Origin of the sequence: Fibrobacter sp. UBA3629, from assembly GCF_002374005.1 — a bacterium.
In the GTDB taxonomy this organism is placed as follows: Bacteria; Fibrobacterota; Fibrobacteria; order Fibrobacterales; family Fibrobacteraceae; genus Fibrobacter.
The window spans coordinates 1-14,156 of the sequence record NZ_DFLC01000006.1 but is presented as its reverse complement, the minus strand read 5'-3'; the positions used below and the strand labels follow the sequence as shown (position 1 = coordinate 14,156).

Here is a 14,156-nt window from a genome sequence, read left to right as displayed (position 1 = left end):
TGCAAAGCCTTTTCGCAAAAATAGGAATAATGCGCGGATTTGAGAATGATTCGCAAATTTAGGAAAGGACGAGTATGAACGCTCAAGCACTTTACGATCCGGCCAACGAACACGACGCCTGCGGTGTCGGCCTGGTCGCCAATATTAATAATGTTGCCTCGCACCAGATTGTGCTACAGGGCATTACTGTTTTGAAGAGGCTCATGCACCGTGGTGCAGCTGGTGGAGACCCGGAAACCGGCGACGGTGCGGGTCTCTTGCTTTCGATGCCCCACAAGTTTTTCCGCAAGGTGAACCCGGAATTACCTGCCCGCTATGGTGTGGCGATGTTCTTTGTGGAGAATACGCTTGCGGCGGATGCCTTTGACGCGAAGATCAAGGAGATTGCCGCTGCCGAGGGTATGCCGGTGCTGAACTTCCGCGAGGTTCCGGTGAATCCCGAAAAGATCGGCCGCACTGCCCGCGAGACGTTGCCGCATATCCGCCAGGTGTTCTTTGACGGTTTCGCTTTTGAATCCGACGGCGCGTTCGATATTAAGTTGTATGTGGTTCGCCGCCTGATGGAAAAGGCCTGCAAGGGTCTTTACGTTTGCAGTTGCAGCCGCCGTAGCATTGTCTATAAGGGCCTGCTTCTGGCGAGCCAGATTGAGGGCTTCTACAAGGATTTGAACGATCTCGATTTCGAGAGCCCGATTGCCCTTGTTCACCAGCGTTATTCTACGAATACTTTCCCGACTTGGCCGCTGGCGCATCCGTTCCGCTACCTCGCTCATAACGGCGAAATCAATACCCTGCGCGGTAACCTCAACAGCCTGCGCGCCCGCGAGCCGCACCTGAAGAGCGAGATTATCGGCGACGATTTGCAGAAGCTTTTGCCGCTCGTTCCGGCGGGGCAGAGTGACTCGGCCAGCCTTGACAACATGTTTGAGCTCCTCGTCGCTGCGGGTCGTAGCCTTCCGCATGCGATGATGATGCTCATGCCTCAGGCCTGGGGTAAAAAACATTACCTGGGCCGCGATGTGCGTGGGTTCTTCGAATATGAATCTATGCTCATGGAACCGTGGGATGGCCCTGCCGCCGTGGCGTTCAGCGATGGCGTGAATGCGGGTGCGATTCTCGACCGCAACGGCCTTCGTCCGGCACGTTACACTCTGTGTAAGGACGGTCTTTTCGTGATGGCGTCCGAGACGGGCGTGCTTGATTTGCGCGATGACGAGGTGGAAGAAAAGGGCCGCCTCAAGCCCGGCGAAATCATTTATCTGGATTTGGAAAATCACCGCATCTTGAAAAATGCGGAGATGAAGGCGCAGGTGGCGAGAGCCAAGCCTTACCGCCGCTGGGTTGCCGAAAACAAGATGAGCGTTCGCGGGCTCTTTAGCGAAATCAATCCGTCCGATGTTCCCGAAGATATTCTGGTACAGCAGAAGCGCTTCGGCTATTCTGCCGAAGACCTCTCCATCATCTTGCAGCCCATGGCGAAGAACGGTGCAGAGCCGATTGGCTCCATGGGTAACGATGCCGCGCTGGCCGTGCTTTCGGACAAGCCGCAGCCGTTGTTCAACTACTTCAAGCAACTGTTCGCCCAGGTGACGAACCCGCCTATCGACCCGATTCGCGAAGAGCTGGTGATGAGCCTTACGACCTACATCGGGAACCACGGCAACATTCTGGAAGAGACTCCAGAGCAGGCACACCTTATCAAGATTCCGCGTCCGATTGTGACCGAAGACGAAATTCGCCGCTTTGAAAACATCGGCGACAAGGCGTTCAAGGCGAAGGTGCTCAAGATGCAGTTCCCGCTGGGCGGTGACGGTTCCGTGCTGGAAGCGGCACTCCGGAACCTCGCCGGCGATGCCGTGCGCGCTGTGCAGGACAACTACGACATCATCGTGCTTTCGGACAAGAATATTGACTGGGGCTACGTGCCTATACCTTCGCTCCTTGCGACGGCTTGCGTGAACCGAGCCTTGGTGGAAGCGGGTGTTCGCCCCGAAATCGGCCTGATCGTGCAGAGCGGCGAAGTGCGTGAGGTGATGCACTTTGCGTTGCTGCTCGGTTACGGTGCCACGGTCATCAACCCGTATCTCGCGTTTGAAAGTATTACCAACATGTGCCACAACGGCGACCTGGATGTGGACCCGGTGACGGCTGCTGCAAATTATGTAAAGGCTGTGGATAAGGGCCTGCTGAAGATTATGTCGAAGATGGGTATCTCCACGCTCCGCAGCTACCGCAGCGCCCAGATTTTCGAAGCCGTGGGCCTGAACCACGAACTCATCGAGAAGTTTTTGCCGGGTACCGCGAGCCGAATCGAAGGTATCGGCCTCGAAGAGATTGCCCGTGAAGTGGGCGAGCGTCAGAAGATTGCGTTTGCCGATGCAAGTAAGGTTTTGCAGTCTGGCGGCCAGTATGCATTCCGCAAGGAAGGCGAGAAGCACCTGTGGACTCCGCAGTCCCTTGCTGCGTTCCGCCAGGCGGTGCAGGGAGGTGATTACGAGAAGTTCAAGGTCTATAGCAAGCTGATTAACGACCAGTCCGAACGTCAGGCGACTTTGCGCGGGCTCTTCAAGTTCAAGGCTGCAACGCCGATTGATATTGGCGAAGTCGAATCTCGCGAATCTATCGTGAGACATTTTGTGGCTGGTGCCATGAGCCTGGGTTCCTTGAGCCCCGAAGCCCACGAGACTATTGCCATTGCCATGAACCGCATCGGTGCCATGAGCAACTGCGGTGAAGGTGGTGAAGACCCCGACCGCGATACTCCGGCTGCAAACGGCGATATCCGCAGTTCTGCGATTCGCCAGGTTGCCTCGGGCCGCTTTGGCGTGACCATTGACTACCTGCGCCATGCGAAGGATTTGCAAATCAAGATGGCCCAGGGCGCAAAGCCCGGTGAAGGTGGCCAGTTGCCGGCTCACAAGGTGAACGAGTTCGTGGCGCGTATCCGTCACAGCATCCCGAACGTGTCGCTGATTTCTCCGCCGCCGCATCACGACATTTACTCCATCGAAGACTTGGCGCAGTTGATTTACGACCTGCGCAATGCCAACCCGAAGGCCCGCGTTTCCGTGAAGCTCGTATCCGAAGTGGGCGTGGGTACGATTGCTGCGGGTGTGGCGAAGGCCCATGCCGACGTGGTGCTGATTTCCGGTCACGATGGCGGTACGGGCGCATCTCCGCTTACTTCCATCAAGCATGCGGGCCTCCCGTGGGAACTCGGTATTGCCGAAGCGGAACAGACGCTGGTGCTCAACGATCTGCGCGGGCGCATCAAGCTCCAGGTGGATGGCCAGCTCAAGACGGGCCGTGACGTTGTTGTTGCCGCTCTCCTCGGAGCCGAAGAATTCGGTTTTGCGACAAATCTGCTGGTAAGTCTCGGTTGCGTGATGGATCGCAAGTGCCATACGAACCAGTGCCCGATGGGTATCGCCACGCAGGATCCAGAATACCGCAAGCGCTTTGCGGGCAAGCCCGAATACGTGGAAAACTTCCTCTTCTTCATTGCCGACGAAGTCCGCGAAATCCTTGCAAGCCTTGGCCTGCGCTCGTTGGCAGAAGCCTGTGGCCGTAGCGACCTCCTGGAGCGCGACGAGGCGATTGCCTTCTACAAGGCTCACAACCTTGACTTCTCCAAGATTTTCGAGACCGTCAATGGCGGCATCAAGTCCTTCGACAAGAACTTCGTGAAGGAACCGCTTGAAAACTTTGACCGCCGTGAACTCCTGCCGTTCGTAGCCGACACTCTCAAGAGTGGCGCTTCGGTGGAACTTTGCACGGTGGTGCACAACGTTGACCGTACGGTGGGTACGGAACTTTCCGGCGAGGTGGATGAACACTTCGGTGTGAAGGGCCTCCCCGAAGATACCATCAAGATTCACCTGCAGGGTGTCGCGGGCCAGAGCTTCGGTGCATTCCTCGCTCCGGGTATTACGCTCGACCTCGAAGGCGAAGCCAACGACTTTATGGGCAAGGGCCTTTCGGGCGGTAAGATTATCGTGCGCCCGCCTAGCAATGCAAGTTTCAAGGCCGAAGACAACGTGATTGCGGGTAACGTCATCGGTTACGGCGGAACCTCGGGCAAGATCTTCATCAACGGTCTCGCTGGCGAACGCTTCGGTATCCGTAACTCGGGTATGCTCCTGGTGAGCGAAGGCGTGGGTGACCACGGCTGTGAATACATGACTGGCGGTAGGGTAGTGGTGCTCGGCCGCGTGGGCGTGAACTTCGCCGCAGGTATGACGGGTGGCTTTGCCTACGTGTACGACGAGACGGGTCACTTTGACCTAAGCTGCAACGTGGATTCTGCCGACCTCGAAAGCGTGCTCCCCGGTACCGAGAGCGAAAGCGAATTGCTCGATATCATCAACCAGCACGTTCAGGCGACGGATAGCGAGAAGGGCAAGCGCATTCTTGAGAACTGGAATAGCGAACGTCCGAAGTTCGTGAAGATATTCCCGGTGGATTACAGGAACGCTCTGCAAGCGAGGAATAAATAAGCCGTACGTCATTCCGGGCTTGACCTGGAATCTAGATGGCGGATCAAGTCCGCCATGACGTGTGAAGGATTTAAATACGGAAGTCTATTATGCAGCAAACTAACCGAATCGCAGACATCTACCGCCCTGTCGAAGAGCGTGTTAAGGATAACAACGAAGTCGAACGTAAGCTCACTTCGATAGAAATCATCGGCCAGGCGGGCCGCTGCCACACCTGTGGAATTCCGTTCTGCCATGGTGCGGGATGCCCCCTCGGTAACCTCGTTCCCGAATTCAATGCGGCCATTGCTGCAGGGAATGCGGAACGCGCTTACGATATCATCAGCAAGACGGCGTTCTTCCCGGAGTTTACGGGCCGTGTTTGCCCCGCGCTCTGCGAATCCGCCTGTACCGGCAATGTGCATAATGACCCGGTGATGGTGCGCCAGATTGAGAAGTTCATCATCGAGACTGCCTTCGAGGAAGGTCGCGTGGTGCTTCCGACGGCTGAACCCAACGGGAAGACTGCTGCCGTAATCGGTTCCGGTCCTTCGGGACTCTTTGCTGCCGAGGCTTTGCGCCGTAAGGGCTATGCGGTTACGGTTTACGAGAAGCACGAGAAGGCGGGCGGCTTGCTGCGCTACGGCATTCCGAACTGGAAACTGGACAAGTCCATTATCGACCGCCGCATCGCCTTGCTCGAAGCTGCCGGAATCACGTTTGTCTACAATACCGAAATCGGTAAGGACATCGCCGCAGAATATATTCACAAGAAATTTGACGAAGTATTCCTTGCGATTGGAACACCCAATGCCCGCGACTTGAAAATCCCGGGCCGTGAAGCCGAAGGAATTTTCCTTGCCCTCGATTTTCTGCACGGTGCCGAAATGCCGGACGAAAGCAATCCCGAAAAATTCAGTGCGAAGGACCGCAAGGTTTTGGTGATTGGCGGTGGCGATACGGGTAACGACTGCGTGGGCAAGGCCATTCGTGAAGGCTGCGAAAGCGTGCTGCAGGTGGAATTCATGCCCAAGCCGCCCGAGGAACGTTCCCCGTCTACGCCGTGGCCCGATTGGCCGTATATGCTGCGCACGAGCTATGCCCAGCACGAAGGCGGCGAACGCCGTTGGAATGTGTCTTCCAAGCAGTTCATTGTGAAGGACGGTCGCGTGGCAGGCGTAGAAGCGGTTCGCGTGGAATGGGAAATGTCCCCGCAGGGTCGCCCCCTCAAGCCTGCTGAAGTCCCGAATTCTACCGAGGTCATCGATACCGACCTGGTGGTGCTCGCCATGGGATTCACCGGTGTGTCTGCCGAGGGAATCGTGAACGACCTGGGCCTGCAACTCACCCCGCGAACAGCGATTATCGCTGACCCTGCCCGACATATTTATGCGGTGGGCGACTGCGCGAACGGCGCCTCCCTCGTGGTGCGTGCTATGGCCGACGCGAAGGCGAAAGTCGCGGCGCTGAAGTAATGGTTTACAGCTTGTCGTAATATAAACTGCGCGCAAAATTATGTTTGGATTTTACCGGTTCGCATGTGTTTCTCCGGTGTTGAAGGTGGCCGATACCGCCTGCAATACCGAAGAAATTATCAGGAGCGCGAAAATTGCTGCCTTTAACGGGGCGGCTTTTGTCGTTTTCCCGGAACTTTGCATTACGGGCTATACTTGCGGCGACTTGTTCCACCAGGAACTGCTTTTGCAGAACAGCACCCGCGCGTTGGTGCGGATTGCGGACGCCTTAAAAGAAAGCGGCGCCGTGATAGCGGTTGGCCTGCCTTTGCGCTTATTCGGAAGGCTGTATAACTGCGCCGCCTTTGTACAGCACGGGCGCGTTGTGGCGATTACGCCCAAGATTCACTTGCCGAACCAGCGCGAGTTCTACGAGAAACGGCATTTTTCGAGCGGGCGCGATTTGTTGCGCGGGGCATGTGGCGCTTCGGCAGGGAGTGCCGCGGGCGCTGTGACGTGCTTTATAGAAGGCGCAGGCGAAGTACCTATCACGAATTTCATCACCGTGAGCGGCCGCGCATCTGGCGGTCTGAATTGTACATCTAATAATCCGAATTGCGCATCTTGTAGCGATGGTTCCGAGGTCCGCGTGGGCGTGGAACTTTGCGAAGACTTGTGGACGCCGGCGCCACCCAGCGGGGAACTTGCTCTTGCGGGCGCGAACGTTATCGTGAATCTCTCTGCAAGCGATGCGCTGGTAGGCAAGCGCGACTACCGCAGGAACTTGGTGATGAACCAGTCGGCGCGTTGCATGGCGGCCTACGTGTACGCCTCCGCCGGAGTGCACGAATCTACGACGGACATGGTCTTCAGTGGCCATCTGATGATTGCAGAAAATGGGAGCATGCTCGCCGAAAGCAAGCCGTTCTCGCGGGAAACCGAAATCGTGTATGCCGAAGTGGACGTGGAACGACTGAATATGCAGCGCCTGAGCGAAGGCTCGTTCCAGGATTTTGACAGCCGTGCCATTATTGCGCGGGCGGCGACACTTGACTGCCTGCGTGGTTGCGATACGCTCCAGTACCGCTATGTTTCGCCGACGCCTTTTGTTCCCGGCTCACCTGAAACCCGCGATACATCTTGCACCGAGATTTTCAACATACAGTGTGCGGGGCTTGCCAAGCGCCTGGAGGCGACCCGAAGCAAGCGTGCGGTAATTGGCCTGAGTGGCGGCCTCGATTCTACGCTGGCGCTTCTTGTGGTTGCGGAAACGTTCATGCTGTTGAACCGTCCTGCCTGCGAGATTCTTGCGTTCACGATGCCCGGATTCGGGACAACGAATCGCACCAGGAACAATGCAGTTGAACTTGCGAAACTCCTGGGCGTGGAACTCCGCAGCGTCGATATCCGGAAGGCATGCCTCCAGCATTTTGCCGACATCGGGCACGACCCGCAAAAGCTCGACGTGACTTACGAGAACGTGCAGGCCCGCGAACGCACGCAGATTCTGATGGATATCGCGAACAGCGAAGGCGGAATTGTTATCGGCACGGGAGACCTCTCCGAAATTGCGCTCGGGTGGAGTACCTACAACGCCGATCACATGTCCATGTATGCGGTGAACTGCGATATTCCCAAGACGCTGGTGCGCCACATTGTGCGCTGGTATGCCGACCGCGCAATTCACAACCCGAGCGAAACCGGTGTGCATCTTGAAACCCGCGAAAAAGGCGCAGAACTTGCCGCAGTCCTCCGCGACATCCTCGATACGCCCGTCTCTCCGGAACTCTTGCCCGCCGATTCAAACGGCCAGATTGCTCAAAAGACGGAGAGCATTCTCGGTGCGTACGAACTGCACGACTTTTTCCTTTACCACTTTGCGAAATACGGAGCCTCTCCCGAAAAGCTCCGCTACCTCGCGAAATACGCATTTGCAAACAAGCATACTGACGAAGAAATCGGCAAGGCGCTTGCCGTCTTTATCAGGCGCTTCTTTACGCAGCAATTCAAGCGCAGTTGCATTCCCGACGGCCCGAAGGTCGGAACCATCTCGCTGTCGCCCCGTGCCGACTGGCGCATGCCCAGCGACGCGAGCGCTTCTGACTGGCTTTAATACGGTGCTTCTTGCTTAAAAAGCATAGAAAATCCCGGAGGCCGTAGCCTCCGGGACTTCTCTCTCTTTGGTGTAAACAATGTCTTAGCGGACCTGGAAACGGACCTGCTTCATGTTTGCGCCCTGGCGTACACGCACCAGGTAGGTTCCTGCCGGGAGCGTCTCGAGGGCAATCCCGTTGATACCCGATGCGAGCAGCATCTTCTTCTGCAGGCGGGAATTGCCGAGGATGTCGAATACGTCGATGCTCGTCTCGCCGCTGGCGGTCGACTGAAGCATGAGCGTGCGGTTTACGACGGACACGTTGAAGCGGTCGCTGTTCATGTCGAACGAGATGGCCGAAACGGAGGAAGAGCTTTCGGGAACATTGGCCTTGCAGGCGGTGTAGCTTGTGGGGTTGGAGGCAAGGTAGCCCTTGACCATATTGCCGGAAGTGGTGTACTGGAGCGAGTTTTTGGAGGAAGAACCTTCAAAGGCGGCGGTTCCTTCGCTTACTTTTGAAGCACTCCAGTTTGCCCACGAAAGCTGGTTCCCGTCCATCCAGTTTTGCCAGCTTGTATTGCGGCTCTGGTCCGGGTTGCCACCGCCGTCGGCATTGGCGGTACCCCATTCCGAAACGAATACGGAAAGACCGGCATCGATTGCCTGCTGTGCGTTGGCGCCTTCGCAAGGAGTGTTCCAGGACGTCTGCCCGCTCCAGCAGTGGGAATTGGCGTAATAGTGGAAGGTGTAGGCGATGTTTTCGCCGGAGACGGTATTGCCGATGGCCTCCTGCGGATTCTGGTCGTACTGCCTGTTGCCCACGAGAATCAGGTTGTCGGAATACTGACGGATAACGGGCACAATCTTTTCGGCGTAAGACTTAATCGTGCTCCAGGAAATGTCCTTGGGCTCGTTGAAAAGTTCAAAGATGACGTGGTCGTACTTGCCCCACTTCTGGGCCATTTCGGTAAAGAACTTGGTGGCGTTGCTCACCTCTTCGTTGGCCTGGTGCGAATGCCAGTCGATAATGACGTAGATGTCGTTTTCGATAGCGGCTTGCACGACGGTGTTCATGATGTTCGTCTGGAATTCGGGGTTGCTTGCGTAGCCGGTGATGTGCTTCGACTTGTCATCGCCGCAGCTTTCCGTGCCGTCGAGACAGCCCCACCAGTCGTCGCTGGTCGTTCCCATGGCGGCGCGCACAATCTGGATGTTCATGTCGCGAACCATGGTGGATATGCCTTCGGGAGTCCAAAATTCGGTCGCCTTGGGAACCATGCTCCAGTAAAGGCTCATGCCGCGTACCTGCACTTCCGCTCCGTCCTTCACGCCATCACAGCTGCCGTAGATACGGCCCTTGCCCTGCGCGTTCTTGCCGGTGACGAGCTGACCGTACTGGCTTACAGGCCCCACGCGGGTAGGGGTGATTGTTTGCGCGAAGGCCGCTGCGCTAAGGGCAGAGACCAGGGCGAGGGATGTGAAAATAGAATGCGACATGCAAACCTCCATACATTGTCTATAATATATCTGCATTTGCAGAATTTGGGCCAAAAAAACCAAAAAAAGGTGTTTACGCAAGAAAACGAGTGATTTTCCGCATATTTCTCAAAAAAAGATGTTTTTTTTAATAAAAACTTTTTATTATTAAAATGTTATTTGGGTCTGTGATGACTTTTTACGTGACGATAAATGTCCTCTGCTCCATCATAATCGTAATCATGATTGTTATGATGAAGTTTGGGGTTATGCATGAGACTGAGCAGAAGATATTCTTCAATCTCTGCGTCCAATGCCTTTTGTTCTTTTTCCTGGATGTTTTCTGGGTCCTGCTGGACGGTGCTGGTTTTGCTGGGGCTAGAACGTTAAACCTGTGCGTGAATGCGGCCTATTTTTCACAGCTAGGAATATTGTGTTTCTTTTGGAGTCGGTATTCCTTCTTCCTTGCCGAGTATAGGATTCGTTCGACCGATCTGCGCATCCTTTATTGTTCTCCACTGTTTATCAATGTCGCGATGTCTGTCGCCTCTATTTGGACGGGCTGGTTTTTCAATGTCGATGCGGATGGGCGCTACCATCGCGGCGACATCCTCTTTATCAATGTCCTGCTGGTATTCCTCTACCTCCTGACATCGTTCTTTGTGGCCTTTTTCATGGTTAAGCGCAAGAAGAACGTGGTAAAGAAAAACCGCCTTTATGCAGTGTCTGCGCTCGGCGTCATCCCTTTTTTGACCGAAATCCTTCAAATACAGCTTCCTGGTCTCTCCATCATTTGTGCGGGAACGACGATTGGCCTTATTGTGGTCTTTGTCGAAATCCAGAAGGAGATGATTTCCATCGATCCTCTTACGAAGCTTAATAACCGTAACCAGGCGAGCCTCTATTTGGATGCCCGTTTCAAACAGACGGTGCCCGGCAAGCGGCTTTACCAGTTCGTGATGGACCTTGACAAGTTTAAGCAGATCAACGACCATTATGGCCACATAGAAGGTGACCGGGCCCTTTTGGCGGTTGCCAATGTCCTTAAAGAAGTTTGCGGCCCGAGGGGGCATTTTATATCGAGATTTGGCGGTGACGAATTTGTCGTTTTCGCGAATCTTTCTACGGACACGGCGGCGAAGGCACTTTGCGAAACTATTTCGGCAAGGCTTGCCGAGGAGTCTAGTGGATTCCCCTTTAAGTTGTCGATGAGTTTTGGTTTTGCTTTCCGGAATGCGGGCGAAAGCGAGCAGGAACTGTTTGCCAGGGCGGATTCTGCCCTCTACGAAGCCAAGACGGCGAGGGAGGCCGGCTAGTATGTACCTGATGGGTTATGCCGAAATCATCCTCTTCTGCATCGCGGTTGTGCTGGTGATGCTCCTGGCGCTTCGATCCAGCATGAGCCGATTGGCAAACCGGAATATTCTCTCGCGCCTTTTTTTGCTGGTAATCTTTTCTCTCGTCCTGAATCTTGTAACGAAATGCCTTGCCGGAACCGATTTCCGGTGGAGCAATGCTTTGAATTCGATACTCAGCTGCGTCTACCTGGTATCCTGCCTCTGGGTGATTTTCATGAGCTGGAGGTTCGTTGGATACACGATGGAACTGGACTTTTGGAACAATCGTCGAAAGCTTCTTCTGTATGCAATTCCGAGTTTTGTTGGGTCCGCCTTCTCGATTGTTAGCATCTGGACAGGATGGGTATTCTACATCGGGAATGGGACTATCTATACGCGCGGCCCGCTGTTCGTTGTTTATGTCATTTGTTGTTACCTGTACTTGGTGTGGATGAGCCTCGTTGCGGGGCGTCGCATCTTCATGAAACGCTATTACGCAGACAGGTTGCTCTATTTGTCCCTTTCGTCCTTTGGGGCGTTCCCGATAATCGGGGTGCTGGTGCAGGTCCTCTATCCCGACATTCCGGGGGCGGCATCAGCCATGGTGCTTTCCATGCTTCTTGCGTTCCTTACGACGCAGTCGCGCATGATTTCTACGGATCCGCTAACAAAGCTCAACAACAGGAGCCAGCTGAATGCGTTCCTGGATACTAAGCTCAGACAGCCAACTTCGGACAAGGGACTCTACTTCTTTGTGCTGGACATTGACAATTTCAAGTCGATCAACGACAATTTTGGTCACATGGAAGGTGACCGAGCTCTTAATTTAGTTGCAAAAATTTTGAAAAAGACGTGCGGCCCGAAGGGGTGCTTCATCTCCCGTTTTGGTGGCGATGAGTTTAACCTCGTGGCTACGCTCGGTGGTCGCGAAACTCCGGCAGATATCTATGCCCCGATTCGAGAGGCGCTTGCCTTGGAATCTGAATCTCTGCCCTACAATCTTTCGATGAGCATCGGTTATGCCGAATGCCTCGGCAATGGCGAGATGCTTCCCGACCTTTTCGCCCGAGCCGACGAGATGCTTTACGCCGAGAAGAAGGCGAAGAAGCAAAAGAAGGAAGAGTAGGCTTTCTTGCGAATAAATAAAACCCTTTGACGGATGTCTAAGGGTTTTGGGTAAAAGGGTGAAGTGTCCCGGGTGTCTAAACGTCGCCCACTTCGCCGGTCTTGACGAAATTCCGCACAGCTCTTGTGATGCGCATGCTGCAGAAATTAGGCCCGCACATGCTGCAGAAGTGGCTTGCCTTCGCCTGGCTGCCGGGGAGCGTCTTGTCGTGGAATTCCATCGCCTTCTCGGGGTCGAGCGATAGCGCGAACTGGTCGTTCCAGCGGAAGTCGAAGCGGGCGCGCGAAAGGGCGTCGTCGCGGAACTGCGCTGCGAAATGGCCCTTTGCAAGGTCGGCCGCATGGGCGGCGAGCTTGTAGGTGACCACACCTGCGCGCACGTCGTCGCGGTCGGGGAGCCCGAGGTGTTCCTTGGGCGTCACGTAGCAGAGCATGGCGGTGCCGTACCAGCCGATTTGTGCCGCGCCGATGGCTGACGTAATGTGGTCGTAGCCGGGTGCGATATCGGTGGTGAGGGGGCCGAGCGTGTAGAACGGGGCGCCGTGGCACTTTTCGAGCTGGCGGGCCATGTTGTCCTGAATCTTGTGCATGGGTACGTGACCCGGGCCTTCGATAATCACCTGCACGCCGTATTCCCAGGCAATCTTCGTGAGTTCGCCGAGCGTGTCCAGTTCACCGAACTGGGCCGCGTCGTTGGCATCGGCTAGGCTTCCCGGACGCAGACCATCGCCCAAAGAAACGGCAACGTCGTAAGCGGCGAGAATCTCGCAGATTTCGCGGAAATGCGTGTACAAGAAGTTCTGCTGGTGGTGGCGCATCTGCCAGAGGGCAAGAATAGAACCGCCGCGGCTCACGATACCCGTGGTGCGCTTGGCGGTAAGCGGAATGTGTTCCAGCAAGAGGCCCGCGTGGATAGTGAAGTAGTCCACGCCCTGTTCCGCCTGCTCGATGAGCGTGTCGCGGTACAGTTCCCACGTGAGTTCTTCGGCCTTGCCGTTCACCTTCTCGAGCGCCTGGTAGATAGGCACCGTGCCGATAGGGACGGGACTGTTGCGGATAATCCATTCGCGCGTCTCGTGGATGTGCTTTCCGGTGGAAAGATCCATCACGGTGTCGGCGCCCCAGCGCACGGACCAGGCCATCTTTTCGACTTCTTCTTCGATAGAAGAGGTGATGGCGGAGTTGCCGATGTTGCTGTTGATTTTCGTGAGGAAGCGGTTGCCGATAATCATCGGTTCGCATTCCGGGTGGTTGATGTTCCCCGGCAGAATTGCACGGCCCGCGGCGATTTCGTCGCGCACGAATTCCGGTGTAATGGGAGAGCCTTCAATCTTGATTTTGCCCTGGGCCATGAGTTCGTCAAGGCGCTGGTTTTCGCGGATGGCCACGTATTCCATTTCCTTGGTGACGATTCCCTTGCGGGCATAGTCGAGCTGCGTCAGGTGGTGCCCGGCCTTCGCGCGGAGCGGGTGGTGTTCCGCATTAAAGCGCAGGTGGTCGAGTTCGTGGTTTGCGCGGCGGGCGCGGCCATAAGCGGACGTCATGTCGTCCAGCTGTTCGGCGTCGCCACGTTCCATAATCCACGATTCACGGAAACGCTCGATGCCCTTCGTCACGTCGAGCTTGGCGTCTACATCGCTGTAAGGGCCGCTCGTGTCGTACACGGGAACCACCGGCGTTTCGGGGTCCTCGGTCAAAATTTCGCGCATTCCCACGCGGATGTCCGGGTACATTTTTCCCGGAACATACACCTTGCGGGAATTCATAAAAGGTTTAAGGAGAGAATCCATTACTTTCCTTTTCTTACTTCACGCCAATCAGAGACAAATCGCGCACGGCACCCTTGTCGGCAGACGATGCCATGGCGGCGTATGCCTGCAGAGCCTTGGACACGACGCGGTCTCTATTCTCAGGCTGCCATGCCTTGGCACCGCGGGCTTCCATTTCCTTGCGGCGGGCGGCCAGCTCTTCGTCGGTGAGCTGCACGTTGATGCTGCGGTTCGGAATGTCGATTTCGATGACGTCGCCCGTGTGCACGAGGCCGATGTTACCCTTGTTGGCGGCTTCCGGAGAAGCGTGGCCGATGGAGAGACCGCTCGTACCGCCGGAGAAGCGTCCGTCGGTAAGGAGGGCGCAGGACTTGCCGAGGTGACGGCTCTTGAGGTAGCTGGTCGGGTAGAGCATTTCCTGCATG

8 protein-coding genes are annotated in these 14,156 nt (G+C 55.7%); 5 read left to right on the top strand and 3 right to left on the bottom strand.

Annotated elements, in window-relative coordinates:
- Nucleotides 1–74: 74 nt before the first annotated feature.
- The 3 genes from gltB to B2310_RS01225 all read left to right on the top strand — a co-directional run bounded on the left by gltB (nt 75) and on the right by B2310_RS01225 (nt 8,042).
- Nucleotides 75–4,496 carry a glutamate synthase large subunit gene (gltB, locus tag B2310_RS01235; RefSeq protein ID WP_290728109.1) on the top strand — a complete coding sequence of 1,474 codons (4,422 nt, stop codon included), beginning with the start codon at nt 75–77 and terminating at the stop codon, nt 4,494–4,496.
- A gap of 89 nt (nt 4,497–4,585) precedes the next feature.
- Nucleotides 4,586–5,950 (top strand): glutamate synthase subunit beta, encoded by a 1,365-nt coding sequence (locus B2310_RS01230; protein ID WP_290728107.1) that lies wholly within the window; start codon nt 4,586–4,588, stop codon nt 5,948–5,950.
- A gap of 40 nt (nt 5,951–5,990) precedes the next feature.
- Complete coding sequence (locus B2310_RS01225; RefSeq protein ID WP_290728105.1) at nt 5,991–8,042, top strand: NAD(+) synthase; 2,052 nt, start codon at nt 5,991–5,993, stop codon at nt 8,040–8,042.
- Nucleotides 8,043–8,126: 84 nt separating this feature from the next.
- Here the strand turns inward: B2310_RS01225 and B2310_RS01220 are convergent, their stop codons facing one another.
- Nucleotides 8,127–9,521, bottom strand: a complete 1,395-nt coding sequence (locus B2310_RS01220) for a cellulase family glycosylhydrolase (protein ID WP_290728102.1) — start codon at nt 9,519–9,521, stop codon at nt 8,127–8,129.
- Between the two features lie 515 nt (nt 9,522–10,036).
- Between B2310_RS01220 and B2310_RS01215 the strand changes: the two genes are divergently transcribed.
- On the top strand, nt 10,037–10,816 hold the full coding sequence (locus B2310_RS01215) for a GGDEF domain-containing protein (protein ID WP_290728100.1): 780 nt from the start codon (nt 10,037–10,039) through the stop codon (nt 10,814–10,816).
- A gap of 1 nt (nt 10,817) precedes the next feature.
- Nucleotides 10,818–11,963, top strand: a complete 1,146-nt coding sequence (locus B2310_RS01210) for a GGDEF domain-containing protein (protein WP_290728098.1) — start codon at nt 10,818–10,820, stop codon at nt 11,961–11,963.
- A 76-nt stretch (nt 11,964–12,039) separates the two neighbouring features.
- On the opposite strand, the gene thiC is transcribed toward B2310_RS01210, so the two are convergent.
- Together thiC and B2310_RS01200 are read right to left on the bottom strand one after the other, a co-directional pair.
- Complete coding sequence (gene thiC / locus B2310_RS01205; protein WP_290728096.1) at nt 12,040–13,728, bottom strand: phosphomethylpyrimidine synthase ThiC; 1,689 nt, start codon at nt 13,726–13,728, stop codon at nt 12,040–12,042.
- Nucleotides 13,729–13,765: 37 nt separating this feature from the next.
- Nucleotides 13,766–14,156 (bottom strand): dihydroxy-acid dehydratase (locus B2310_RS01200; protein WP_290728094.1); only part of this gene is annotated, 391 nt, incomplete at its 5' end.